The sequence below is a fragment of the Paragemmobacter amnigenus genome (assembly GCF_009908265.2).
Classification (GTDB): Bacteria; Pseudomonadota; Alphaproteobacteria; order Rhodobacterales; family Rhodobacteraceae; genus Paragemmobacter; species Paragemmobacter amnigenus.
Window position 1 is genome coordinate 1 of record NZ_JAAATX020000003.1, and the last position, 23,592, is coordinate 23,592.

A 23,592-nucleotide genomic window follows, 5' to 3' on the forward strand; every position below is an offset into this window, starting at 1 on the left:
GCCTCGCGCGCGCCCGCCTCGGCCTCGGCCAGCGCCGCCGCCGCCAGATCGCGCGCCGCCGTCGCCTCGGCAGGGTCCAGACGGACCAGCACCTCGCCCGCCGCCACCTCGGCCCCGTCGGCAAAACCGGGCGACAGCTCCGCCACACGCCCCCCCACCGGCGCGCGCAGCTCCAGCCGCCGCACCGCCCGCACCTCGCCATAGGCGACCAGTTCGGGCACCACGCGGCCCGCCGTGACGGTGACGACATTGGCCGAGATGACGCGCTCTTCCGCGGGCATCGCCGGACCGCCACCCGCCATCCGCGCCTGCAGCGCCGCCACGATCACCCAGACCGCCGCCGCCAGCAGCGCCAGCGTCAGGGCCGCAAGGAACAGCCCGCCCATCGCGCGCCCGAAAAACCGCATCAAGACTCCTTCCGCCCGCAAGGCTGCACCAAACCTAGCCCTGCGCGGCCCGTCCGCCAATGACGGCTGCGTGAAACCGCGCCAGAGCATATCGAGAGGGTGGCGACCGCCCCGCCCCTGCGCGCCGACCGGACCGCCGCCCCCGCTACTTCCGCCGCTTGTGCTCTTCCAGCCGCGGGAAGATCTCCACGAAATTGCAGGGCCGGTGCCGGTAATCCAGCTGCCACACCAGTATCTCGTCCCACGCATCCCGGCAGGCCCCCGGACTGCCCGGCAGCGCGAAAAGATACGTCCCCCCCGCCACGCCGCCACAGGCCCGCGATTGCACCGCACTCGTCCCGATCTTCTGCATCGACACGATGGTGAACACTGTCCCGAAGGCCTCGATCTCTTTTTCGTAGACGTCGCGATGCGCCTCCACCGTCACGTCCCGCCCCGTCAGCCCCGTGCCCCCCGTGGTCAGGATCACGTCCACCTCCGGGTCTGCGATCCACGCCCGCAGCCGCGCCGCGATCTCGGCCCGTTCGTCCCGCACGATCCCGCGGGCGGCCAGCACATGCCCCGCCGCCGTCAACCGCTCCACCAGCGTATCCCCCGACCTGTCCTCTGCCGCCGTCCGCGTATCGCTGACCGTCAGCACCGCGACCCTGACCGGGATGAAGTCCTTCGTCTCGTCGATCCGCCCCATCTGCCTCACCCCTTCGACATCAGCGCCAGCCGCACCGCCAGCCCCGCAAAGATCACCGCGCCCACGCGCCCCAGCCAGCGCGCAAAGACCGCCGATCCCGCCAGCCGCTGCCCCGCCCCGCCCGCAAAGACCGCCACCACGCCATTCACCACGAACCCGCCCAGCGAAAACACCAGCCCCAGCACAAGGAACTGCGGCAGCACCGCGCGCGACGGGTCTACGAACTGCGGCAGGAAAGCCAGGATGAACAGGATCACCTTCGGGTTCAGCAGGTTCACCATCAACCCGTCGACGAACACCCGCCCCAGCGACCGCGCCGCCACATCCCCCCGCGCCGCCATCGGCCCCGCGCGCAGCGACTGCACCGCCAGCCACAAAAGATAGGCCACGCCGCCCCAGCGGATCACGTCGAAGGCCACCGGATGCGCCGCGACCAGCGCCCCCAGCCCCAGCCCCGCGATCACCGTATGGACCATACCCCCCACGGCGATCCCCGCATTGGCCGCCATCCCCGCCCGCGGCCCGCCCTTCAACCCCTGCGCCAGCGTGAACATCATGTCCGCCCCCGGCGTCAGGTTCAGCGCCAGCCCCGCAGGGATGAACGCCAGAAGGACCCAAGGATCGACCGGAAACATCACCCGAGCCTCGCCCTGATCTCCAAGAGGTCCGCCCAGGCCTCGCGCTTGGCCGCCGGATTGCGCAGCAGATAGGCCGGATGCGTCATCGGCATCACGGGCCGCCCCAGCGCCTGCGCCCACGTCCCCCGCAACCGCAGGATGCCCTTCGCCCCCAGCAGCGCCGAACAGGGCGTATTGCCCATCAGGACGATCACCTCGGGCGCGGCCAGTTCGATATGCCGCTCCACGAAGGGCCGCATCATCGCGATCTCCTCGGGCGAGGGGTCACGGTTCCCCGGCGGCCGCCACGGCATGACATTGGTGATGTAAAGTGCGCGCTCCAGATCGGGGCTTTCCCGCGACAGCCCGATCGCCGCGAACATCCGGTCCAGAAGCTGCCCCGCCGCGCCCACGAAGGGTCGCCCCTCCAGATCCTCGTCCCGCCCCGGCGCCTCGCCCAGAACCAGAACCCGCGCGCCCGCCCGCCCGTCGGCAAAGACAAGGTTGCGCGCCCCGCGCTTCAATTCGCAATGCTCGTAGCCCGCCATCGCCTCGCGCAGCGCCTCGAGCGTGCCCGCCCCCGCCGCCCGCGCCACCGCCTCGGCCACGGCGGCATCGGCCATGGCCGCCGCCCGCTCTGCCGCGCTGATCTGGGGGACATAGGGCGCAGGTTCGGCCCGCGCCCCCCGCTGCGGCTCGGCCCCCGCAGGGGCAACCTGCGCCACCCCCTGCCATGCCGCCCGCTCGGGCAGGTCATAGGCGTTGACCGGCTCCTCGCCGATCACCTCGGCCAGCCCCATCTCGACCTGCCACTGCAACGCCGCCAGCGCGGCCTGCCATCCCTCGGGGGTCGAAGTGTCGAACGCGATTCCCATACCCGCCAAACTAGGCCGCAGGGCAACCCCGTGCCACAGGCAATTTGCGCGCGGGTCGCCCTTCCCTTTTCCCCCACGCAACGGTCAGGTCAGGCCCGTGGCCCCAAGCCACGGGCCGCGCACGACCCGCCCCCTCGGGTCGTGCGCCACGGGCGCCCGCCCCGGCGGATCATGCGCGCCCCTACCGGCGGTCACGCGAAACGCTCCACAGGAGCCTTTCGCGCGCCCTCGCACCCAGAGACGCGCGCAAGCCCCCACCCCGCCGCTTGCCCGAACCCCCGCCCCCCGCTACAAGCCCTCCAAACCCCGAAGGAGGAACCCGATGACCTTCCGCGCCCGCCACCTCCTCGGCATCGAACATCTGGCACCGCTGGAAATCACCACCGTCCTCGACCTTGCCGACCGCTATGTCGACCTCAACCGCCGGACCGTGAAACAGTCCGACGTGCTTGCGGGCATGACGCAGATCAACATGTTCTTCGAAAACTCCACCCGCACGCAGGCCAGCTTCGAACTCGCGGGCAAACGGCTCGGCGCGGATGTGATGAACATGTCCGTCGCCCAGTCCTCGGTGAAAAAGGGCGAGACGCTGATCGACACCGCCATGACGCTGAACGCCATGCACCCCGACCTTCTGGTCGTCCGCCACGGCGCATCGGGTGCGGTCAACCTGCTCGCCTCCAAGGTCAACTGCGCCGTCCTGAACGCGGGCGACGGCCGCCACGAACACCCCACGCAGGCGCTGCTCGACGCGCTGACCATCCGCCGCGCCAAGGGCCGCATCCAGCGCCTGACCGTCGCCATCTGCGGCGACATCGCCCATTCCCGCGTCGCGCGGTCGAACCTCATCCTTCTGGGCAAGATGGAAAACCGCATCCGCCTGATCGGCCCGCCGACGCTCATGCCCGCAGGCATCGGGGAATTCGGGGTCGAGGTCTATGACGACATGAAAAAGGGCCTCGAAGGCGCGGATGTCGTCATGATGCTCCGGCTGCAGAAGGAACGCATGGACGGCGGCTTCATCCCGTCCGAACGCGAATACTACCACCGCTACGGGCTGGACGCCGACAAGCTCTCGCACGCCAAGCCCGATGCCATCGTCATGCATCCCGGCCCCATGAACCGCGGCGTGGAAATCGACGGCGACCTTGCCGACGACATCAACCGTTCGGTGATCCAGGACCAGGTCGAAATGGGCGTCGCCGTCCGCATGGCCTGCATGGACCTTCTGGCCCGCAACCTGCGCGCCGAACGCGGCCGCAAGATCGCCGGAGAGATGGTGTGACCCCCACCCCCTTCGCCGATATCCTCCACCCCGGCGAAACCCTGCTCTGGCAGGGGCGGATCGGCTTCAACCTCACCTCCTCCCCCCTCCTCACCGCCCTCCTCCTCGCGCTGACCGCCTATGTCACCGCCTCGCTCTGGATCCTCCAGTCCGAGGCCGCCTTCTGCGCCACGGCCCCCGGTCAGGCGGGCTGCGGCTTCCTCTACCGCCTGCTGCCGCCCACCGCCCTGATCCTGACCGCCTTCCAGTGCTTCGACATGCTGGAACGCCGCGCCCTGACCTCGGGCCGCGCGCAGGGTGCGATCCTGCTGACCGACCGCCGCCTGATCCGCGTCTCCGACTGGCCCCGCCGCCGCCTCCGCAGCTTCGACCACGGCGCCACCGCCCCGCGCCGCGGCATCGGCGGCGTCATCCGCTTCGGCACCTTCGGCGGCAGCGTGATCCTGTCGCCCGAAGACGCGGCCACCCTCCGCGACCTGATGCGCACCCCCCGAAAGCGCCCCGCATGACCCCCGATCCCGACCGCAAACCCACCAAGGACGAGATGCGCGCAGGCGGCAAGGTCGCGGCGCTGGTCCTCATCTTCCTCGCCCTCTTCACCATCCTCTTCGTGGTGACGGCATGACGGTCGACTTCCGCCCCGACCCCGCCACCTACTGGCGCGCCCATGCCATCATGGCCCTCGTGGGCGGCGTCGCTGCCGGGATCGTCCTGATCCTGCTCGGCAATCCCGACCCTTGGGTGGGGCCCGTCGCGGCGCTCCTCGCCATTGCCATCCGCGCCGCCTATGTCAAATCCGAAGCCATGGCCGAGGTGTGGACGCTGACCCCCACCCACCTCACCGGCCCCGCAGGCCGTTCCATCCCCCGCGCGCAGATCGCCCTCGTCCGCCCCTTCCTCGGCGCGGTGCAGATCGTCACCACCACGGGCGACAAGCACCTCATCCGCTACCTCCCCGATCCCGCCGCCGCCGCGCGCGCGATCCATACCGGACCCCGCACATGACCACGCTGCACCTGACCAACGCCCGCCTCATCGACCCCGAGGCAGGCACCATCACCCAAGGCTCCGTCACGCTGGCCAAAGGCGTCATCGCCGCCATCAACGGGCCAAAGCCAAAAGCCGCAACAGAGATCGACTGCGGCAACCACCACCTCGCCCCCGGCATCGTGGACATCGGCGTCAAGATCGGCGAACCCGGCGAACGCCACCGCGAATCCTTCCGCTCCGCGGGCCTCGCGGCGGCGGCAGGCGGCGTCACCACCCTCATCGCCCGCCCCGACACCGCCCCCGCCATCGACACGCCCGAAACGCTGGAATTCGTCACCCGCCGCGCGGCCGAGGCGTCGCCCGTCCGCATCCGCCACATGGCCGCCCTGACCAAGGGCCGCGAAGGGCGCGAGATGACGGAAATCGGCTTCCTCCTCGACGCGGGCGCCATCGCCTTCACCGATGCCTTCGCCGTGACACAGGACGCCAAGGTGCTCTCCCGCGCCTTCACCTATGCCCGCTCCTTAGGTGCCCTCGTGATCGGCCACCCGCAAGACCCCGGCCTCTCCAAAGGCGCCGCCGCCACCTCCGGCAAATTCGCCTCGCTGCGCGGCCTGCCCGCCGTGTCGCCCATCGCCGAACGCATGGGGCTGGAACGCGACCTCGCCCTCGTCGAAATGACCGGCGTGCGCTACCACGCCGACCAGATCACCACCGCCCGCAGCCTCCCCGCCCTCCAAAGCGCCAAATCCGCAGGCCTCGACGTCACCGCCGGCACCTCCATCCACCACCTCACGCTGAACGAGATCGACCTCGGCGATTACCGCACCTTCTTCAAGCTGACCCCGCCGCTCCGCTCCGAGGAAGACCGCCTCGCCATGGTCGAAGCCGTCGCCAACGGCACCATCGACTGCATCTCCTCAATGCACACCCCCGCCGACGAGGAATCCAAACGCCTGCCCTTCGAGGACGCCGCCGCAGGCGCGGTCGCGCTGGAAACCCTCCTCCCCGCCGCGATGCGCCTTTACCATGCAGGCCATATCGACCTGCCCACCCTCTTCCGCGCCCTCTCCACCAACCCCGCGAAACGCCTCGGCCTGCCGCAGGGCCGCTTGGCCCAAGGCGCCCCCGCCGACCTCGTCCTCTTCGATCCCGATGCGCCCTTCCTGATGGACCGCTTCAAGCTGCGCTCGAAATCCAAGAACACCCCGTTTGACGGGCAGCGGATGGAAGGTAAGGTCCTCGCCACCTTCGTGAACGGAACACAGGTCCACAGCGCATGACGATCTTCCTGCCCGAATTCACCTCGCCGCCCCTGATGCTCGCCCTCGTGGCCGCGCTGGCCTATCTTCTGGGCTCCATCCCCTTCGGCGTGGTCATCACCCGCGCCATGGGCCTTGGCGATTTGCGGCAGATCGGGTCGGGCAATATCGGCGCGACCAACGTCCTGCGGACGGGCAACAAACCCGCCGCCGCCGCCACCCTGATCCTCGACGCAGGCAAGGGCGGCATCGCCGTCCTCATCGCCCGCGCCACGCTGGGCGAGGATGCGGCACAGGTCGCCGCGCTCGCCTCCTTCCTCGGCCACCTCTACCCCGTCTGGCTGGGGTTCAAGGGCGGCAAGGGCGTTGCCACCTTCCTCGGCATCCTTCTGGCGCTGGTCTGGCCCGTGGGCCTGATCGCCTGCGCCACATGGGCCGTCACGGCGGCCATCACCCGCATCTCCTCGGCCTCGGCCCTTGCCGCCGCGGCCCTGACGCCCGGCTATCTGGCCTTTCTCGACCATTCCGATGCGGTCCTTCTGACGCTGCTTCTGGCCATCCTCGTCTGGGTCCGCCACGCCGCGAATATCCGCCGCCTGCGCGACGGCACCGAACCGCGGATCGGCCGGAAAAAGGGCGTCTGAGCGCCCATCCTCCCCTTTGCGCCGCACGCCGCGGATGGGCGGCGGCCTGCGCCCTCACTCGACGGTTGATCTCTGCGGCAAGGTGATTCACCCTGCTACCGCCGCCTTCCCCCATATTCGGAAGGGCAGGCCAACAATGGAACAGAGGGAACCGGAATGAACATGATCGAGGCCGTCAAGGCCGTCTTCTCGAAATACGCCACCTTCGAAGGCCGCGCGCAGCGGTCGGAATACTGGTGGTTCGTGCTGTTCAACCTGATCGTCAGCATCCTCCTGAACATCCTCGCCCCCGGCCATGGGCAGGGCATGGGCGGCGGTCTGCTCGGCATGATCTGGTCGCTCGCGACGCTGCTGCCCTCGCTCGCCGTCGGCGCGCGGCGCCTGCATGACACCGACCGCTCGGGCTGGTGGCTGCTGATCGGGCTGGTGCCTCTGGTCGGGCTGATCGTGCTGATCGTCTTCTTCGCCTCGCGCGGGACCACGGGTTCCAACCGCTTCGGTCCCGACCCGCTGGCCGCCTGACCAACGCGTAGGGCGGGGTTTACCCCGCCTTACCCGCCCGTGCGCGGCGTATGTACAGCTGTCTGCACAGCCTGCGGTACAACCGGCGGCCCTTACAGACTCGCCGCCTCGTAGATGCGGCCCAGCTCCCCGCCCCATTCGCCGCGATACAGCGACAGCCAGCGATCGGCCTGCGTGACACCGGTCTCCACCGTCTCGACCAGCGGCGCGAGATAGCGCTCCTCGCCCAGTCCCCGCCCCGCCAGCCCCGCCTGCGACAGCGCCACGGCAGCCCGCGCAAGGTCGGAAATCCGCACCCCCCCCGCACGCCCCGCCATCCCCTCGACCGAGGCCGCGACCCGCAGCCCCTCGCGCGTCTCGGCATCCAGACCCTTGACCAGATCCCATGCCGCATCCAGCACCGTCTGGTCATACATCAGCCCGACCCAGAACGCAGGCAGCGCCTGGATATGCGCGGCATCCCCGCAATCGGCCCCGCGCATCTCGATATAGCGCTTCACGCGGGCCTCGGGGAAAACGGTCGTCATATGGTCCGCCCAGTCCGAAAGCGTCGGCTTCTCGCCGGGCAGCGCGGGCAGCTCGCCCTTCAGGAAATCGCGGAAGGACTGGCCCAAGGCATTGATATACTTGCCGTCCCGATAGACGAAATACATCGGCACATCCAGAACCCAGTCGACATAGCGCTGGAAGCCGAACCCGTCCTCGAAGGCGAAGGGCAGCATCCCCGTCCGGCTGGCATCCAGATCGCGCCAGATCCGCGACCGCCACGACCGGTGCCCGTTCACCTTGCCCTCGAAGAAGGGCGACGAGGCAAAGAGCGCCGTCGCAACAGGCTGCAACGCCAGCGCCACCCGCATCTTCTTCACCATGTCCGCTTCGGACGCATAGTCCAGATTCACCTGCACCGTGCAGGTGCGGTACATCATCTGCGTGCCATGCGTGCCCACGCGGCCCATGTAATCGGTCATCAGCCGGTAGCGCCCCTTGGGCATCACCGGCATCTCGGCATGGCTCCATTCCGGCGCGGCCCCGATCCCCATGAACCCGATGCCCAGCGGCTCGGCCAGACGGCGCACCTCGTCCAGATGGTTGTAAAGCTCGGCCTCGCCCGCCTTCAGGTCGGCGACCACCGCCCCCGACAATTCGAACTGCCCGCCCGGTTCAAGGCTGATATTCGCCCCGTTCCGCGTCATCCCGATGACATTGCCACCCTCGCGCACGGGCGCCCATCCGAACCGCGATTCCAGTCCCGCGAAAAGCGCGCTGATCGACCGCTCTCCGGCATAGGGCAGGGGCTGGCGGCTGTCGGTCAGATAGCCGAACTTCTCGTGCTCGGTCCCGATGCGCCAGTCGGACTTGGGCTTGCAGCCGGATTCCATGAAGGCCGCAAGCTGGTCGAAGCTCTCGATCGGCCCGCCGCCGGACTGGGGAATGGACATCGCAAGGGGCTCCGGTTCACGTTCGTCAAGGCCACGACTCGTGCTTTGACTGCACGGTCAAGTCAAGGGGCCGAAACCGTCCGGACGGCGGTCATACAGCCGAAACGCCCCGCCCCGCACGCCGCCAGATCACCTGCACCGCCCCGCCCAAGGCCACCGCGCGCCCCGTTGCGGCCCCCTGCGGCTCCAGCGCGGCCAGCAGCGCGGCGACATCCATCCCCGGCAGCGCGGCAAAGACATCGAACAGCGCCTCGGCCCCCGCCGCATCGACGGGGACCAGCAGCGCCTGACCGTCCGCCTGCTTCATCCGCCACAACCGCCGCCCCCGCAGGGTGACTAGCCGCAGCTCCACCAGTTCCGGCCCGCTGACGAAACCGCCAAGCTCGGGCCCCATGTAGGAAATTTGCCCCTCGTCCACCTCGACGATCCCCGGCGCGTCGGCCCCTTGGGCAAAGCGCAGCCGCCGCCACGCCTGCACGCCAAGCCCCGCCCCCACCGCAGCGATGCACAGGCCCACGGGAACCAGCAGATAGCCCCCCTGCGCCGCGACCCAGAGGCCCAGAGCCGCGACCAGCCCCGCCGCGATCCCCTCGCGGCCCCGCCACAGCGCCGCCCGCGCGCCCTCGCGGATCACCGCCAATCCCCCAAGCTCGCCTGCCACAGCGCCAGCGCCGCCACCGCCGCAGTATCCGCCCGCAGGATGCGCGGCCCAAGGCTGACGGGCAGCACCGCAGGCATCGCCCGCAACTTCGCCTTCTCGCCCTCCGAAAACCCGCCCTCGGGTCCGATCAGGATGGCCCAAGGCCCCGCCTCCGCGCCGGAAAGCCCCGCCTGCGCGCCCACCAGCGACTCGTCGCACCACAGGATGCGCCGCCCCGCGGGCCAGCCCACCAGCAACCGGTCCAGCGCCATCAGATCGGCCACCTCGGGCACGAAGGTGCCGCCGCATTGCTCGGCCGCCTCCACTGCATGGGCCTGCAGCCGGTCCTGCCGGATGCGCTCGGAATTGGTGTGGCGCGTCTGGACCGGCACGATCCGCCGCGCCCCCATCTCCACCGCCTTTTCCACGATGAAATCGGTCCGCGCCTTCTTGATCGGCGCGAAGAGCAGCCACAGGTCCGGCGGCATCAACAGCGCCCGCGTCTGCACGTCACAGACCAGCACGCCGCCGCGCTTGCCCGCCTCGGCCACTTCGGCCCGCCATTCCCCGTCGCGCCCGTTGAACAGCGCGACAGGCGCGCCCTTGCCAAGACGCATCACCGAAAACAGGTAATGCGCCTGATCGGCGGTCAGGGCCACGGCTTGCCCCGGGGCAAGCGGCTGATCTACATACAGTCGAACCTTCGCTTCCATGATCGGCACCCTATGACCCAAGCGCCCCGAATTCCAGAGGCACCGCCCGCCTCGGGCACCGTCGCGGACGCCCCGCGCGGCAACTGGGTCGACACGCTCGCCCCCGCCGCCACGCGGCCCTATCTGCGCCTGTCGCGGGCCGACCGGCCCATAGGGACGTGGCTCCTGCTCATCCCCTGCCTCTGGGCCATCGCGCTGGCCGCCGCCGCGACGGGCGGCTTCACCCTGCTGGACCTGTGGCTGGCCACGTCCTCGGCGCTGGGGGCCTTCCTGATGCGGGGCGCGGGCTGCACATGGAACGACATCACTGACCGCGACTTCGACGCTGCAGTGGCGCGCACCCGTTCGCGCCCCATCCCCTCGGGTCAGGTCACGGTCAGGCAGGCGCTGGTCTGGATGGTGACACAGGCGCTCATCGCCGCGCTGATCCTGTTCACCTACCACCCGCTTGCCATCGCCTTGGGCGTGGGCTCGCTGGCGCTGGTCGCGCTCTACCCCTTTGCCAAACGATTCACATGGTGGCCGCAGGCCTTTCTCGGCCTTGCCTTCAACTGGGGCGCGCTGCTCCTCTGGGCCGCGCATTCCGGCAGCCTGACAGCTGCGCCGGTCTTCCTCTATGCGGCGGGTTTTGTCTGGACGCTCTTCTACGACACGATCTACGCCCATCAGGACAAGGAGGACGACGCCCTGATCGGCGTGCGCTCCACCGCGCGGCTCTTCGGGCGCAACACCGCGCGCTGGCTTGCGGGCTTCCTCGTCGCCACCGTCACGCTGATGGCCGCCGCCGTGATCGCGGCCCTTCTGCCGCTGGAAAATCCCCTGCCGCTGCTGATCGGGCTGGCGGGCACATGGGCGATGGGCTGGCACATGCTCTGGCAGATGCGCCGCCTCGACATCGACGATCCCGCCAATTGCCTCCGCCTCTTCCGCTCCAACCGCGACGCGGGGCTGATTGCTGCGCTGTTTCTTGCCGCAGCGGCGCTGGTTTGATTGATCCCTGCCCCACCGGGCCGTAAGAGGCTGGGGCGCATGGCACGGGCGCGGGATTCCCCCCGCCCGCCCGGCCATGTACGGACTGCAACGACGAAAGCCCCAGAATGCGTCTGCCCACGCTGCACCTGCCTGCCCTTCGCCTGCCCGCACTGCGCCTGCCCTTCCGCACGGGCGGCGGGACGGGCGGACCGGCGGGTCCGCGCCTGCCGAACGGCGCGCTGATGCTGCTGGCCTTCACCGCCGCGGGCTGTCTTGCCGTCTTCATCGCCTGGACCGCCGTGCAGGTGATCGAACGCCGCTCGCTCAAGGCCGTGAACTACGTTCTGGCCAATGCCGGCATCACCTGGGTCGAACCCGCCGCCGACGGGATGCTGGTCACCCTGCGCGGCACCGCCCCGAACGAGGCCGCCCGCTTCCGCGCCGTCAACCTTGCCGGATCGGTGATCGACAGCGGCCGCGTCCGTGACGAGCTTGACGTCACCCCCGTCCGCCAGATCGAAGCCCCCCGCTTCTCGGTCGAGATGCTTCGCAATGACGATGGCATCCAGCTCATCGGCCTTCTGCCCGAGGGCACGGACGAGACCGCGCTCACCACACTCGCCCAAACCCTAGCCACCGAAGGGCAAGGCGGCGCCACCATCCCCGTGGCCGACATGCTGGAGACCGCCGCCTACACGCCCCCGGCCGCATGGCAACCGGCCTTCGACTTCGGCCTTGCCGCGCTGAAACTGCTGCCGCGCTCGAAGATTTCCGTCGCCGCCGACCGCGTCACCGTCACCGCCATCGCCACGGGCGAGGCCGAAAAGCGCAGCCTTGAATCCGAACTGTCCCGCCTGCGCCCGCAGGGCCTTGCGGTCGCCATCGACATTTCGGCCCCGCGCCCCGTGCTGACCCCCTTCACCCTGCGTTTCGTCAAGGATGCCGAAGGCGCGCGCTTCGACGCCTGCTCGGCCGATACCGATACCGCCCGGAACCGCATCCTTGCGGCTGCCGTGGCCGCAGGGGTCGAAGGCAAGGCTGGCTGCACCGTCGGTCTGGGTGTCCCCACCCCCCGCTGGGCCGAAGCGGTCGAGGCCGGCATCCGTGCCGTGGCCGCAATCGGCGCGGGCACGATCACCTTTTCGGATGCCGATATCTCGTTCATCGCCGCCGAAGGCACCGATCAGGCCGCCTTCGACCGCGCGGTGGGCGAACTCAAGGCCGCGCTCCCGCCCGTCTTCTCGCTCGACGCCATCCTGACCCGCTCTGCGGCCTCGGCCGCCGCCGGCCCTGCGGAATTCACTGCCCGCCTCTCTGCCGAAGGCAAGGTCGAACTGCGCGGCCGCATCACCGACGACATGCAGCGCGCCGCCGTCGACAGCTTCTCCAAGGCCTATTTCGGCGTGGGCAAGGTCTACAACGCCACCCGCCTCGACCCCGAACTGCCCGACGGTTGGCCCGTCCGCGTCTTGGCCGGACTCGAGGCGCTGGCGCAGCTCGACGAAGGCGCGCTTCTGGTGCGCGAGGATACGGTGGAAATCTCGGGCACAACCGGATCGCAGAACGCGCGCGGCCGGATCAGCCAGATCCTGTCGGACAAGCTGGGACAGGGCCAGACCTTCAAGGTCGCCGTCCGCTATGACGAGGCGCTCGATCCCCTCGCCGCCCTGCCCACGCCCGAGGAATGCCTTGCCACGCTCGATGCGATCCTTGCCGAACAGAAGATCACCTTCCCCCCCGGCTCGGCGGAAATCGACGCAGCCACCAGCCAGCTGATGACCCGCATCGCGGATGCGCTGAACGAATGCACCGCGCTGCCGCTGGAAATTTCCGGCCATACCGACGCGCAGGGCTCGGAAGAGGGCAACCGCGCCCTCTCGCAGGCACGGGCCGAGGCGGTGCTGCTCGCCCTGCAGGGTCGCAGGGTCGAGGTATCCCTGATGCGCGCCGTGGGCTATGGCGAAACCCGCCCCATCGCCGACAACGAAACCGAGGAAGGGCGCGAGGCAAACCGCCGGATCGAATTCACCCTGATCGGCGCACCTGCCGCGACGGCCGCTTCCGGCACGGCCACGGCCGTGGCCCCTGCGGATGCCGCCGCCACTCCGGCCGCAGGGTCCGGCACCACCCTCGCCGCACCCGCCGCTCCCGCCGACGGGGCGGCCTGCATCGGCCGGATCACCGATCTGCTCAAGGGCGACAAGATCACCTTCGACCCCGGCTCGGACGATATCGCCTCCGGCTCCTCCGGCCTGATCGACGCTCTCGCCGCCCTCTTGAAACAATGCCCCGGCACCCCGATCGAGGTCGCAGGCCATACCGACAGCCAGGGCACCTCGCGCAACAACACCACCCTTTCCGAAGACCGTGCCAAGGCAGTGCTCGTCGCGCTGGCCGAACGCGGGGTGGATGTCTCCACGCTCAAGGCCACAGGCTATGGCGAGGACAAGCCCATCGCCGACAATGACAGCGAAGAGGGCCGCGAATCGAACCGGCGGATCGAATTCACCCTGATCGGCGCACCCGCAGCGGCCACCGCCGCCCCCGCCACCAGCGGTACGACGGCAACGGACGGCCCCGATTTCTCCTCCGACACCAGCCCGTCCATCGCGCCGCAGGAAAAGACCTTGCGTCCGCAGCGCCGCCCCGCGAATAACGGCTAGCGCATCCTTACCGACTCAGGGCCATGAACCGTCAGGAATTCATCACCGCCACCGCGATCATCCTGCTTCTGGCCTTCGCGCTGGGTTGGTTCACCTACTGGCTTCTGCACCGCTTCACCCGCGTCGCGGGCGGCGACGTGTCCGAGATGGACAACCTCGCCCAGGCCCTGCACGAGGCCGAGGAGACCCGCGATCAGGCCCTGATCTATCTGGAAGAGCGCGAGGCGGAACTGATGAACCAGATCGCCCAGACCGAGGCCGAGTTGCGCGCCGCCATGGAAGGCCTGCGCGACGCGCGCCACGAGGCCGAAGAGATGCGCGCCTATATCGAACGGATGCACGCCGCGAACTGACGGGGCGGTCTCGCCCCCCATGCCCTCGCGCAACGGCAAGTGTCGGCCCATGGCCCATGCCACGGGCCGCGCACGACACTCCCGGCGCGGCCACGGGCCGCGCGTTCGGCGGGGAAATCGTCCGCTGGACGATTTCTTGTCCCGCCTCACCCCGCCTCACCCCAACCCGCCCAGACAGGCCTCCACCAGACCAGACCCCGCCTCTGCCAGACCCTCGACCACATCGAAATGGTGCCGCCCCGCCTCAACGGTCCACGGAGAATCCCATTCCTCCGACAGCACCCGCGCCTGCCACAGGAAGGCAGGCCGCTCCTGCCCGCCCACCCAGACATGGCACCCCACCCCCTCGCGCCGCGCCAACCGCGCGGGGCTTTCCGCCGCACACTCCGCCGGATCCAGCCGCAGCGCATCCTGCATCTCCGTCTCCATCAACGGGGCCAACTCGGCCAAGGGTGACACCGGCACCACCCGCCGCAGGCGCGGCACCGCCATATCCGCACAGGCCATCCGCGCCGCCAGATGCCCCCCCGCCGAATGGCCCGTCACCACCACGGGCACATCCGGCACCGCCTCGGCCGCCGCCGCACAGGCCCGCGCGATTTCCGCCGTGATCGCCGAAATCCGCGCCTCAGGGGCCAGCGTGTAGGACGGCACCGCACAGGCCCATCCCCGCGCCACCGCGCCTCCCGCCAGATGCGACCACGTCCCGCGCCCGAAGGCCATCCAATAGCCGCCATGCACAAAGACCAGCAGTCCCCGCGCCGCCCCTTCGGGCAGGAACAGGTCGAACCGTTGGCGCTCCCCGCCGCCATAGGCCAGCCCCAGCCGCGCCCGTGGCCCCAGCGACTCGCGGAACGCCGCCGCAGCCGCCTCCCATCGCGGCGGGAACCCCTCCGCCCCCGCGATGAAGGCCCCGTTGGCATAGGCCCGATCCGTCGCGTTGCGCCATTCCCGCCCTGCCGCCATTAGAAACTACCCCGATTTGATCAAAATTCTTCCGCCGCAGCCGGAATCTGCCCTGCCGGAACTGGACAAGAACCCCCTCGCGGATGCATCCATCCTTAACCCGTTTTCCCGGAGGCCCACATGCTCGATTCCGTCACCAATCTCGCGTCGCTCCTGAAGGACCCGACGCTTCTGGCAACCAAGGCCTATGTCGCCGGCCAATGGATCGACGCCGACGATGGCACCACCTTCGAGGTGACGAACCCCGCCCGCGGCGACGTGATCTGCACGCTCCCCAACCTTGGCCGCGCCGAAACCGCCCGCGCCATCGCCGCCGCCGAAGTGGCGATGAAGGACTGGGCCGCCCGCACCGGCAAGGAACGCGCCGCCGTCCTGCGCAAATGGTTCGACCTGATGATGGCCAATCAGGACGATCTGGGCAAAATCCTGACCGCCGAAATGGGCAAGCCGCTGGCCGAGGCGAAGGGCGAGGTCGCCTATGGCGCCTCCTTCATCGAATGGTTCGCCGAAGAGGCCAAGCGCGTCTATGGCGAAACCATCCCCGGCCACCAGCGCGACAAGCGCATCACGGTGATCAAGCAGCCCATCGGTGTCGTCGGCTCCATCACCCCGTGGAACTTCCCCAACGCGATGATCGCGCGCAAGGTCGGCCCGGCGCTGGCCGCAGGCTGCGGCTTCGTCGCGCGCCCTGCCGCGGAAACGCCGCTCTCGGCGCTGGCCATGGCCGTGCTGGGCGAACGCGCGGGGCTGCCTGCAGGCATCTTCTCGGTCATCACCTCCATCCGCTCCTCCGACATCGGCAAGGAATTCTGCGAAAACCACGCCGTGCGGAAACTGACCTTCACGGGGTCCACCGAAGTGGGCCGCATCCTGCTGCGTCAGGCGGCGGATCAGGTGATGAAATGCTCGATGGAACTGGGCGGCAACGCGCCCTTCATCGTCTTCGACGACGCCGATCTGGATGCCGCCGTGGCCGGTGCCATGGTGTCCAAATTCCGCAACAACGGCCAGACCTGCGTCTGCGCCAACCGCATCTATGTGCAGGCGGGCGTCTATGACGCCTTCGCCAAGAAACTGGCCGAGGCGGTGGCAAAGACCAAGGTGGGCGATGGCCTGTCCGAAGACGTGACCTTCGGCCCGCTCATCAACGACAAGGCGGTCGCCAAGGTCGAGGAACATATCGCCGACGCGCTGGCCAAGGGCGCGCGCATCGAAACCGGCGGCAAGCGCCACGCGCTGGGCGGGTCGTTCTTCGAACCCACGATCATGACGGGCGTCACCACCGACATGCTGGTGACGAACGAGGAAACCTTCGGCCCCCTCGCGCCCCTCTTCAAGTTCGAGACGGAAGAAGAAGTGATCGCGCTGGCCAATGCCACAATCTTCGGCCTTGCCTCCTATTTCTACGCCCGCGACATCGGCCGCATCACCCGCGTGCAAGAGGCGCTGGAATACGGCATGGTCGGCGTGAACACGGGCCTCATCTCGACCGAGGTCGCGCCCTTCGGCGGGGTCAAACAGTCCGGCCTTGGCCGCGAAGGCTCGCGCCACGGGATGGAGGACTATCTGGAGATGAAATACATCTGCCTGAGCGTCTGACGCCCCCCGACACCGTCACGAAGCGCGCCCGTGGCCCCCGCTGCGGGCGCGTTTTCCATTCCGGAACCAGAGCGCAACGGCAGACCATCGCCCGTGGCCAAAGCCACGGGCGGCGGCCGTCCCGCCCCCCCGGGGCGGCCGCACGGGGTCCGTGCAGCCACCCCGGCGTGACGGCCACCACCCTACCGTTGCACGCCACCCCTTGAACTTGCCTGCAATCATGCGACGGTTGTTCCGGCACAAACCGGACATCTTGCGTCATGCTGAAACGAACCACCCTCCTCCTCGCAGCCCTCGCCACCCTCACCGCCTGCGGCGGCGTCCCCCTCGTCCCCTTCATTTGACGCGGGCGGTTCCGCCATCTCCTTGCGACCAAAGCCTTTTCCGCGCCCCTAAACCCATGGCCTAGTCCCATGGTCAGCCCCGCTATCCCATAACAACCCCGCGCTTTTGCCTAGCACGGCGCGGGCTGCCACATCGGTCCCAAGGCATCACGCCGAACGACGCTGCAACCCGAAAGGACCGATGCAATGCTGCCCACCATCCGCACCGCGACCACCGCCGCCATCGCGGCCCTCTCCATCGCCGCCACCGCCGCCGCCCCCGTGCAGGCCGGCCAGCGCGAGCGGGACTTCCTCAAGGGCGTCGCCGCCACCGTCATCGTGGGCAGCGTCCTGCAAAGCATGAACAACCGCGCCGCAGCCCAGCCGCGCTATGTCACGCAGCAGCCGCGCTACGTGGCCCCCCAGCCGCAATACTACGTTCCCCCGCGCGAACCCGCCTATTACGCGCCGCCCGCTCAGCATGGCCTCTCGACCTCGGCCGCCGCACAGGCGTTCAAGAGCTACAGCCCCACCGAACGCCGCGCGATCCAGCGCGAACTGGCCCGCGCGGGCTATTACTCCGGCTCCATCGACGGGGTCTTCGGACCGGCCACCTATCGCGCCGTGGCCGCCTACGCCGCCGACCGCGGGCTGAACGCCCGCATCGACAGCGCCTCGGGCGCCTACACGGTCTATGACAGCCTGATCTACTGATCCCCGTCCCCAAGGGCCGTCATGGAAGAAGGGGCGCCTGGCAGGGCGCCCCTTCTGTCATTCCATCAAGACCGAAACCGTCAGTGCGTCGCGTCCTGCGCCTTCGCCTCCAGCACCGGCGCGGCCTTGGGCGCGGCGGAGGCGATCTCGATCCGGCGGGGCTTCAGCGCCTCGGGCGTCTCGCGCACCAGATCGATATGCAGCATCCCGTGCTCATGCGCGGCCCCCGTCACGCGGACATGGTCCGCCAGCGCGAAGCGGCGTTCGAAGGCGCGGGTGGCAATGCCACGATGCAGATAGGTCTTTGCCCCATCCTCCGGCGCCTTGCGCGCGGTCACCAGCAGGGTGCCATCCTTCACCTCGACACCCAGCTCATCCGGCGTGAATCCGGCAACGGCGATCGAGATGCGATAGGCATCCTCGGCGGTCTTTTCGATGTTGTAGGGCGGATAGGTCGGCTGTGCGACGTCGCTGGTCAGCACGCGATCCATCAGGTCGGCAATCCGGTCGAAACCGACGGTTGCACGGTAAAGCGGGGCGAAATCAAGGTTCCGCATGGGTCATCCTCCATCGAGCGATGCTATGGTTAATGCCCTCCGGTCCGGACGGGCAGGAAACGCACCGGCCCCGACTGGGCACCGGCACCTCCCTGATCTGGGAAAGGCGGCGCGGGCTTTCAAGACCCAAGCAGGGGTCAGGGCGCGACCTTCACGAACTTCGCCCCTCCGGACGAGCCCGACAGGACCCGCACCCCCGGCGTCTCGCGGGGCGCATCGGCCGCCATCGCATCGCGCAGCGCGGCCAGCGGCTCCATCAGCGGCACGGCCAGCGCCACCGCCTTCCCCTCCACCTGCGCCTTGGCCGAGACGACGGAGACGATCCGCACCACCCCGTCCGTCATGGCAAAGACCGGCGCGCCGCTTGCCCCGAATTCCACCGCACAGCCCAGAACCATCAGGTTCGACCGCTGCGCCATGATCCCGCAGACCTCTTGCAGCGACGGCGCCTCGGACCGGTCCATGGCATAGGACACAATCCCCACCTCGGCCCCCATCCCGGGCGACCAGTCGGGAACAAAGGGCACCACCTGCGGCAGGCGGATCGGCTGGTCCAGCCGCAACAGCGCCAGATCGCTGCCCACATTCGCCAGATCCTCGCCGGGCGCAAAGACATAGGCCGGATGCGCCAGCGCCTGCGTCACGTTGCGATAGGCTTCCGCCCGCCCGTTGCGCCAGCCCGCCAGAAAGCGGAGCTCTCCCGCCTCCAGCCGTGCGCCCGTTTCCTTGTCATACAGGCAATGCGCCGCCGTCAGCACCAGATCATCCGCGATGAGCGACCCCGTGCAGAACCCCCGATCCCCCAGCTCGATCCGCCCCACGGCCTCCCACCCCTTGCCTTGATCCTGCGTCTGGAGCGACCGGATCGACGGCCCCTCGGCCAAGGCCGGGGCGGCAAGAAGCGACAGGAAAAGGACAGCCAGACGCATGGGGATATCCGTTCAGGGGCAGCTCCGGTTAACCCCTCTTTCCGGCATAAGTTTGGCACGCCCCCGCAGGATGGGCAATATTGCCCGTCCTACGACGCCAGCGCCGCGGGCGTCGGCCCCCCCGTCGCCCAGTCCAAGAGTTCCACCGTATGCACGACCGGCACGCCCGTCCCCGACCCGATCTGCATCATGCAGCCGATATTGCCCGCGGAAATCACATCCGGCGCCTTCGCCTCCAGCGTCCGCACCTTGCGCGCCTTCAACTCGCGCGAAATCTCGGGCTGGAGCAGGTTGTACGTCCCCGCCGACCCGCAGCACAGATGGCTGTCGGCAGGTTCCACCACCTCGAACCCCACGCGCCTGAGCAGGTCCTTCGGCGCGGTCTTGATCTGCTGGCCGTGCTGCAACGAACAGGCCGCGTGATAGGCGACGCGCATCCCCTTGGCCGCGCCCTCGGGCAGGCCGATCCGCTGCAGGAGTTCGGAAATGTCGCAGGCCAGCCCCGCGACCCGCGCCGCATCCGCCGCGACGGGATCGTTGCGGAACATATGCCCGTAATCCTTCACCGTCGTCCCGCAACCGCTGGTATTGATGACGATAGCATCCAGCCCCTCGCCATCCATCTCGGCCACGAAGGCGCGGATATTGGCCGCCGCAAAGCCATGCGCCTCGCCCTCGCGCCCCATGTGATGGGTCAGCGCCCCGCAGCAGCCCATGCCCTTGGGCACAACCACCTCGCAACCCAGCCGCCGCAAGAGGCGGATGGTGGCATCGTTGATGTCCGTATTCAGCGCCTTCTGCGCGCAACCCGTCATCAGCGCCACCCGCATCTTCCGCGTGCCCTCGGGGGCAAAGCTCTGCGGATCGTCATTGCGACTGACGGGCGGCACGCGCTTGGGCACCATGTCCAGCATCGCCTGCACCCGCGCATCGGGGATCAGCCGCGCAAAGGGCCTGCCCATCTTCGCCAGCGCGATGGCGATGCGGAACCGTATCGGATAGGGCAGCACCTTCGCCAGCACAAACCGCAGGGCGCGGTCCGTCAGGGGCCGCCGATAGGTCGCCTCGACATGCGCGCGGGCATGGTCGATCAGATGCATGTAATGCACACCCGACGGGCAGGTCGTCATGCAGGACAGGCAGGACAGGCAGCGATCCAGATGCTTCACCGTCCGCGCATCCGCCGCGCGCCCGCTTTCCAGCATCTCCTTGATCAGGTAGATGCGCCCCCTCGGGCTGTCCAGCTCGTCCCCCAGCACCTGATAGGTGGGGCAGGTCGCCGTGCAGAACCCGCAATGCACGCAGGACCGCAAGATCTCGTTCGACCGCGCCAGCGCGGGAACCTTCAACTGCTCGTCGGTAAAGAACGTCTGCATCGGATCCCCTCAGAGCAGCATCATGAACAGGGCCAGCGCCGACATGGCCAGACCCGCAGCCAGAGCAGGCCAGGCCCAGCGGCCCGCCCCGACCGGCAGCAGCCGTCGCAGCCCCTGCGCCAGCGCGGCCAAGGCCACGGGCGCGGCCCCCAGTATCACCATCAGCCGCGAGAAACCCTCGTCCGCGGCCGGATCACTGGTCAGCCAGACCACCCCGAGGGCGGCGGCCGCCAGCGCGATCCCGATCCCCGCCCGCGCCGGAGGCAACAGGCAAAGCGACACATAGACCGCCAGCGGATATGCAAGAAAGATCAACGCCACCTTTGCCGCTCCTGTCCGTTCCCACCCATCAGGCCGCGCCCATCAAGCCACGATTGAAGACGCCCTTGGGATCGAACTTCGCCCTGAGCCCCGCCGAAATCGCCGCCACCGCCGCAGGCTCGGGCTGAAAGGCCGGCACCGGTCCCAAGCCGCGCATCCGCGTCGCATGCCCGTCAAAGGCCCCCAGCCGCGCCCGCAGGTCCACACCCGCCCCGACCAGCAGCCAGACCAGACCGCCACCCCAGTCGTAAAGCACCGCCTCCGTCCCCGCCCGCGCGACCAGCGCAGGCGCCTCGGACGGCTTCACCGACAGCCGCCACACATCCCCCGTCCTCCCGTGGAACGGTGCCACATCCCGCACAGCCTGCCAGACGTCACCCGCGACCTCTTCCACCGGACCGAACCGCCCCAGCACGCGGCGCAACTCCCCCGCGCGATAGCGCACGGATGTCTCGAACCCCTCGACCCGCAGGAACGTCCCCCGCCCCGGCCAATGCGCCGCCCCCGTCACGTCAAAGGGCGACCCCAGCGCCGCCGCCATCGCCGCGACCGCCTGCCCGTCGTCCAGCCCCCCCACGCACAGCGTCGCCCCCGCCTCGGGCGCGGGCAGAACCTTGAAGGCCACCTCGGTCAGCACGCCCAGCGTGCCATGCGACCCCGCCATCAGCTTCACAAGGTCGATGCCCGTGACATTCTTCATCACCCGCCCGCCATTGCGGACCACCGTCCCCGTCCCGTCGACAAAGCGCACCCCGATCAGGCTGTCGCGGCAGGCCCCCGCCTGCACCCGCCGCGGCCCGCTGGCATTCACCGCCACCACGCCGCCGATGGTCGACTCCCCCTCGCGCCCCAGAAGTCCCCGCATATCCGGCGGATCGAAGGGCAGGCGCTGCCCCTCGGCCGCCAGCATCCCCTCCACCTCGGCCAAGGGCGTCCCCGCCCCCACCACCAGCGTAAGCGCGCCGGGCTCGTAAAGCCGCACGCCGGACAGACCGCCCGTCTCCAGCACCTCGCCCGCCGCCGGAACCCCGATCCCCCGCGTCCCGCCCCCGCGCAGGACCAAGGGCGCATTCGCCCCCCGCACGATCTCGGCCAGTTCCGCCTCATTTTCCGGACGCATCAAAGATCCGCCCGCAGAAGACCAGCAACAATCCTCATTTTCCGTCCCCAAATATCCCACGGGGGTCCGGGGGTGTGAAACCCCCGGTCCGCAATCTCAAGCCGCGCGCCGCGAGGCAGTCACATACAGCGGAAACACCTTCGCCGGATTGAGCAGCCAGCCCGGATCGAACACGTCCTTCACCCTGAGCTGCGCCTCCATGTCCGCGTCGGAAAACTGCACGCTCATCAGATCGCGCTTTTCGACGCCCACCCCGTGCTCGCCGGTCAGGCAGCCGCCCACTTCAACGCACAGCTTCAGGATATCCGCGCCCAGCGCCTCGGCCTTTTCCAGCTCGCCGGGCTGGTTGGCGTTGAAGATGATCAGCGGGTGCATATTGCCATCCCCCGCATGGAAAACGTTCGCCACCCGCAGCCCGTAGCTTTCCGTCAACTCCCCGATCCGGCGCAGCACGAAGGCCAGCTCGGACACCGGAATCGTGCCGTCCAGACAGATGTAATCCCCCATCTGCCCCATCGCGCCGAAGGCCGATTTCCGGCCCAGCCAGATGCGCTTGGCCTGATCCTCGGTCTCGGCCTCGCGATAGGCGACGGGGTCGTGGCGCAGCGCGATCTCCTTTATCCGCGCCAGTTGTTCGTCGATCTCGGCGGGGCTGCCCTCCACCTCGACGATCAGCAGCGCCTCGCAATCGGGATAGCCCGCCTTGGCGAAGGCTTCCGTCGCCTCGATGCAGGGGCGGTCCATGAATTCGATCGCCACGGGCAAGAGCCCGCCCTTGATGATGTCGGCCACGCAGGCCCCCGCCACCTCGTTCGAGGCAAAGCCCATCAGCACGGGCCGCGCCCCCTCGGGCTTGGGCAGGATCCGCAGCCAGGCCTCCGTCACCACGCCCAACTGCCCCTCGCTCCCGCAGATCACGCCCAGAAGGTCCAGCCCCCCCGCATCCATGAACGGCCCGCCGATCCGCAGCACCTCGCCCGTCATGGTGACAAGGGTCACGCCCAGCAGGTTGTTCGTGGTGACACCGTATTTCAGGCAATGCGCGCCCCCGGAATTCATCCCGATATTGCCCGCGATGGCACAGGCCAGCTGGCTGGACGGATCGGGGGCATAGAAGAACCCCTCCGCCTCCACCGCGCCCGTCACAGACAGGTTCGTCCGCCCCGTCTGCACATGGATGAAGCGGTTGGCATAATCCGTCTCGATCACCCCGTTCATCCGCGCCACGCCGATCACCACCGCATCCGGCGTAGGCAGCGACCCGCCCGCCAGCGACGTGCCCGCCCCGCGCGGGATGACCTTCACCCCCTCCTCGTGACAGGCCCGCATCACCGCCGCGACCTCTTCGGTCGTGCGCGGCAGCACCACCGCCATGGGCAGGCAGCGATAGGCCGTCAGGGCGTCGCATTCATAGGCCCGCGTCTCGGCCGGATCGGATATCAGGGCATCGGCGGGCAGCACGGCGGCCAGCCGCGCCAGAATCCGGTCGCGCCGCGCAAGGATGGCGGGATCGGGCTGGGGCATCTCCATCGCGGTCTCCTCCCGTGAATTGGTAAAAAGTTATAACCAATTTCTCCGGCTGACAACCCGTTCCGTCATGCTATCCCTTGGCCATGA

The 23,592-nt window shown here is 69.0% G+C and carries 24 protein-coding genes and 1 pseudogene; 11 read left to right on the forward strand and 14 right to left on the reverse strand.

The annotated features are described in order from the left end of the window. From GU927_RS04245 to GU927_RS04260, 4 genes and pseudogenes are all read right to left on the reverse strand, one after another. Window positions 1-407, reverse strand: a pseudogene (locus tag GU927_RS04245) (efflux RND transporter periplasmic adaptor subunit); the annotation flags it as partial. A gap of 145 nt (window positions 408-552) precedes the next feature. Continuing rightward, entirely contained in the window at window positions 553-1,095 is a 543-nt protein-coding gene (gene moaB / locus GU927_RS04250) for a molybdenum cofactor biosynthesis protein B (protein ID WP_161761131.1), read from the reverse strand. Window positions 1,096-1,100: 5 nt separating this feature from the next. Beyond that, window positions 1,101-1,730 (reverse strand): LysE family translocator, encoded by a 630-nt coding sequence (locus GU927_RS04255; RefSeq protein ID WP_161761132.1) that lies wholly within the window; start codon window positions 1,728-1,730, stop codon window positions 1,101-1,103. After that, entirely contained in the window at window positions 1,730-2,587 is an 858-nt protein-coding gene (locus GU927_RS04260; protein ID WP_161761133.1) for a uracil-DNA glycosylase, read from the reverse strand. The genes GU927_RS04255 and GU927_RS04260 overlap by 1 nt, the downstream gene beginning before the upstream one ends. Before the next feature lie 322 nt (window positions 2,588-2,909). Here GU927_RS04260 and GU927_RS04265 point away from each other — a divergent pair, with 322 nt between their 5' ends. The 6 genes from GU927_RS04265 (at window position 2,910) to GU927_RS04290 (ending at window position 7,290) form a co-directional block, all read left to right on the forward strand. After that, a complete protein-coding gene (locus GU927_RS04265) occupies window positions 2,910-3,872 on the forward strand; it encodes an aspartate carbamoyltransferase catalytic subunit (protein ID WP_161761134.1) in 963 nt (320 codons plus the stop codon). Further along, a complete protein-coding gene (locus GU927_RS04270) occupies window positions 3,869-4,381 on the forward strand; it encodes a hypothetical protein (RefSeq protein ID WP_161761135.1) in 513 nt (170 codons plus the stop codon). The genes GU927_RS04265 and GU927_RS04270 overlap by 4 nt, the downstream gene beginning before the upstream one ends. Before the next feature lie 112 nt (window positions 4,382-4,493). Further along, window positions 4,494-4,877 carry a hypothetical protein gene (locus tag GU927_RS04275; RefSeq protein WP_161761136.1) on the forward strand — a complete coding sequence of 128 codons (384 nt, stop codon included), beginning with the start codon at window positions 4,494-4,496 and terminating at the stop codon, window positions 4,875-4,877. Further along, on the forward strand, window positions 4,874-6,145 hold the full coding sequence (gene pyrC, locus GU927_RS04280) for a dihydroorotase (protein WP_161761137.1): 1,272 nt from the start codon (window positions 4,874-4,876) through the stop codon (window positions 6,143-6,145). The genes GU927_RS04275 and pyrC overlap by 4 nt, the downstream gene beginning before the upstream one ends. After that, complete coding sequence (gene plsY / locus GU927_RS04285) at window positions 6,142-6,768, forward strand: glycerol-3-phosphate 1-O-acyltransferase PlsY (RefSeq protein ID WP_394357657.1); 627 nt, start codon at window positions 6,142-6,144, stop codon at window positions 6,766-6,768. The genes pyrC and plsY overlap by 4 nt, the downstream gene beginning before the upstream one ends. A gap of 156 nt (window positions 6,769-6,924) precedes the next feature. Beyond that, complete coding sequence (locus tag GU927_RS04290; RefSeq protein ID WP_161761138.1) at window positions 6,925-7,290, forward strand: DUF805 domain-containing protein; 366 nt, start codon at window positions 6,925-6,927, stop codon at window positions 7,288-7,290. Window positions 7,291-7,382: 92 nt separating this feature from the next. Here GU927_RS04290 and GU927_RS04295 read toward each other — a convergent pair whose 3' ends face one another. The 3 genes from GU927_RS04295 to GU927_RS04305 form a co-directional block, all read right to left on the reverse strand. Further along, window positions 7,383-8,729: a glutamate--cysteine ligase gene (locus GU927_RS04295; protein WP_161761139.1), complete on the reverse strand. Its 1,347-nt coding sequence runs from the start codon at window positions 8,727-8,729 to the stop codon at window positions 7,383-7,385. Between the two features lie 91 nt (window positions 8,730-8,820). Then, complete coding sequence (locus GU927_RS04300) at window positions 8,821-9,390, reverse strand: hypothetical protein (protein WP_161761140.1); 570 nt, start codon at window positions 9,388-9,390, stop codon at window positions 8,821-8,823. Then, entirely contained in the window at window positions 9,360-10,085 is a 726-nt protein-coding gene (locus GU927_RS04305; protein WP_161761443.1) for a 16S rRNA (uracil(1498)-N(3))-methyltransferase, read from the reverse strand. The genes GU927_RS04300 and GU927_RS04305 overlap by 31 nt, the downstream gene beginning before the upstream one ends. Before the next feature lie 9 nt (window positions 10,086-10,094). On the opposite strand from GU927_RS04305, the gene ubiA reads away from it, so the two are divergent. The 3 genes from ubiA (at window position 10,095) to GU927_RS04320 (ending at window position 14,070) form a co-directional block, all read left to right on the forward strand. Further along, window positions 10,095-11,072, forward strand: a complete 978-nt coding sequence (ubiA, locus tag GU927_RS04310; RefSeq protein WP_161761141.1) for a 4-hydroxybenzoate octaprenyltransferase — start codon at window positions 10,095-10,097, stop codon at window positions 11,070-11,072. 107 nt (window positions 11,073-11,179) lie between these two features. Then, window positions 11,180-13,717: an OmpA family protein gene (locus GU927_RS04315; protein ID WP_161761142.1), complete on the forward strand. Its 2,538-nt coding sequence runs from the start codon at window positions 11,180-11,182 to the stop codon at window positions 13,715-13,717. Between the two features lie 23 nt (window positions 13,718-13,740). Then, window positions 13,741-14,070 carry a hypothetical protein gene (locus GU927_RS04320; RefSeq protein WP_161761143.1) on the forward strand — a complete coding sequence of 110 codons (330 nt, stop codon included), beginning with the start codon at window positions 13,741-13,743 and terminating at the stop codon, window positions 14,068-14,070. 156 nt (window positions 14,071-14,226) lie between these two features. Here GU927_RS04320 and GU927_RS04325 read toward each other — a convergent pair whose 3' ends face one another. Next, window positions 14,227-15,036: an alpha/beta hydrolase gene (locus GU927_RS04325; protein ID WP_161761144.1), complete on the reverse strand. Its 810-nt coding sequence runs from the start codon at window positions 15,034-15,036 to the stop codon at window positions 14,227-14,229. Window positions 15,037-15,156: 120 nt separating this feature from the next. Here GU927_RS04325 and GU927_RS04330 point away from each other — a divergent pair, with 120 nt between their 5' ends. Continuing rightward, window positions 15,157-16,635 (forward strand): NAD-dependent succinate-semialdehyde dehydrogenase, encoded by a 1,479-nt coding sequence (locus GU927_RS04330; RefSeq protein ID WP_161761145.1) that lies wholly within the window; start codon window positions 15,157-15,159, stop codon window positions 16,633-16,635. Window positions 16,636-17,165: 530 nt separating this feature from the next. Continuing rightward, a complete protein-coding gene (locus GU927_RS04335) occupies window positions 17,166-17,672 on the forward strand; it encodes a peptidoglycan-binding protein (protein WP_161761146.1) in 507 nt (168 codons plus the stop codon). A gap of 80 nt (window positions 17,673-17,752) precedes the next feature. Here GU927_RS04335 and GU927_RS04340 read toward each other — a convergent pair whose 3' ends face one another. The 6 genes from GU927_RS04340 to GU927_RS04365 all read right to left on the reverse strand — a co-directional run bounded on the left by GU927_RS04340 (window position 17,753) and on the right by GU927_RS04365 (window position 23,505). Next, entirely contained in the window at window positions 17,753-18,229 is a 477-nt protein-coding gene (locus GU927_RS04340) for an Hsp20 family protein (RefSeq protein WP_161761147.1), read from the reverse strand. A gap of 137 nt (window positions 18,230-18,366) precedes the next feature. Then, window positions 18,367-19,158, reverse strand: a complete 792-nt coding sequence (locus GU927_RS04345) for a trypsin-like serine peptidase (RefSeq protein WP_161761148.1) — start codon at window positions 19,156-19,158, stop codon at window positions 18,367-18,369. A gap of 89 nt (window positions 19,159-19,247) precedes the next feature. Then, entirely contained in the window at window positions 19,248-20,534 is a 1,287-nt protein-coding gene (glcF, locus tag GU927_RS04350; protein ID WP_161761149.1) for a glycolate oxidase subunit GlcF, read from the reverse strand. A 9-nt stretch (window positions 20,535-20,543) separates the two neighbouring features. Continuing rightward, window positions 20,544-20,855 carry a hypothetical protein gene (locus GU927_RS04355; protein WP_161761150.1) on the reverse strand — a complete coding sequence of 104 codons (312 nt, stop codon included), beginning with the start codon at window positions 20,853-20,855 and terminating at the stop codon, window positions 20,544-20,546. A gap of 28 nt (window positions 20,856-20,883) precedes the next feature. Next, entirely contained in the window at window positions 20,884-21,975 is a 1,092-nt protein-coding gene (locus tag GU927_RS04360) for an FAD-binding protein (protein WP_161761151.1), read from the reverse strand. Window positions 21,976-22,071: 96 nt separating this feature from the next. Beyond that, window positions 22,072-23,505, reverse strand: a complete 1,434-nt coding sequence (locus GU927_RS04365) for an FAD-linked oxidase C-terminal domain-containing protein (RefSeq protein WP_161761152.1) — start codon at window positions 23,503-23,505, stop codon at window positions 22,072-22,074. Window positions 23,506-23,592: the final 87 nt, after the last annotated feature.

Coding starts and splice junctions, on each gene's coding strand:
- GU927_RS04325 (WP_161761144.1), bottom strand. CDS start 15,036: ATGGCGGCAGGGCGGGAATGGCGCAACGCGACGGATCGGGCCTATGCC.
- GU927_RS04330 (WP_161761145.1), top strand. CDS start 15,157: ATGCTCGATTCCGTCACCAATCTCGCGTCGCTCCTGAAGGACCCGACG.
- GU927_RS04255 (WP_161761132.1), bottom strand. CDS start 1,730: ATGTTTCCGGTCGATCCTTGGGTCCTTCTGGCGTTCATCCCTGCGGGG.
- GU927_RS04315 (WP_161761142.1), top strand. CDS start 11,180: ATGCGTCTGCCCACGCTGCACCTGCCTGCCCTTCGCCTGCCCGCACTG.
- glcF (WP_161761149.1), bottom strand. CDS start 20,534: ATGCAGACGTTCTTTACCGACGAGCAGTTGAAGGTTCCCGCGCTGGCG.
- GU927_RS04335 (WP_161761146.1), top strand. CDS start 17,166: ATGCTGCCCACCATCCGCACCGCGACCACCGCCGCCATCGCGGCCCTC.
- pyrC (WP_161761137.1), top strand. CDS start 4,874: ATGACCACGCTGCACCTGACCAACGCCCGCCTCATCGACCCCGAGGCA.
- GU927_RS04265 (WP_161761134.1), top strand. CDS start 2,910: ATGACCTTCCGCGCCCGCCACCTCCTCGGCATCGAACATCTGGCACCG.
- plsY (WP_394357657.1), top strand. CDS start 6,142: ATGACGATCTTCCTGCCCGAATTCACCTCGCCGCCCCTGATGCTCGCC.
- GU927_RS04365 (WP_161761152.1), bottom strand. CDS start 23,505: ATGGAGATGCCCCAGCCCGATCCCGCCATCCTTGCGCGGCGCGACCGG.
- GU927_RS04345 (WP_161761148.1), bottom strand. CDS start 19,158: ATGCGTCTGGCTGTCCTTTTCCTGTCGCTTCTTGCCGCCCCGGCCTTG.
- GU927_RS04320 (WP_161761143.1), top strand. CDS start 13,741: ATGAACCGTCAGGAATTCATCACCGCCACCGCGATCATCCTGCTTCTG.
- GU927_RS04260 (WP_161761133.1), bottom strand. CDS start 2,587: ATGGGAATCGCGTTCGACACTTCGACCCCCGAGGGATGGCAGGCCGCG.
- GU927_RS04340 (WP_161761147.1), bottom strand. CDS start 18,229: ATGCGGAACCTTGATTTCGCCCCGCTTTACCGTGCAACCGTCGGTTTC.
- GU927_RS04275 (WP_161761136.1), top strand. CDS start 4,494: ATGACGGTCGACTTCCGCCCCGACCCCGCCACCTACTGGCGCGCCCAT.
- moaB (WP_161761131.1), bottom strand. CDS start 1,095: ATGGGGCGGATCGACGAGACGAAGGACTTCATCCCGGTCAGGGTCGCG.
- GU927_RS04360 (WP_161761151.1), bottom strand. CDS start 21,975: ATGCGTCCGGAAAATGAGGCGGAACTGGCCGAGATCGTGCGGGGGGCG.
- GU927_RS04295 (WP_161761139.1), bottom strand. CDS start 8,729: ATGTCCATTCCCCAGTCCGGCGGCGGGCCGATCGAGAGCTTCGACCAG.
- GU927_RS04290 (WP_161761138.1), top strand. CDS start 6,925: ATGAACATGATCGAGGCCGTCAAGGCCGTCTTCTCGAAATACGCCACC.
- ubiA (WP_161761141.1), top strand. CDS start 10,095: ATGACCCAAGCGCCCCGAATTCCAGAGGCACCGCCCGCCTCGGGCACC.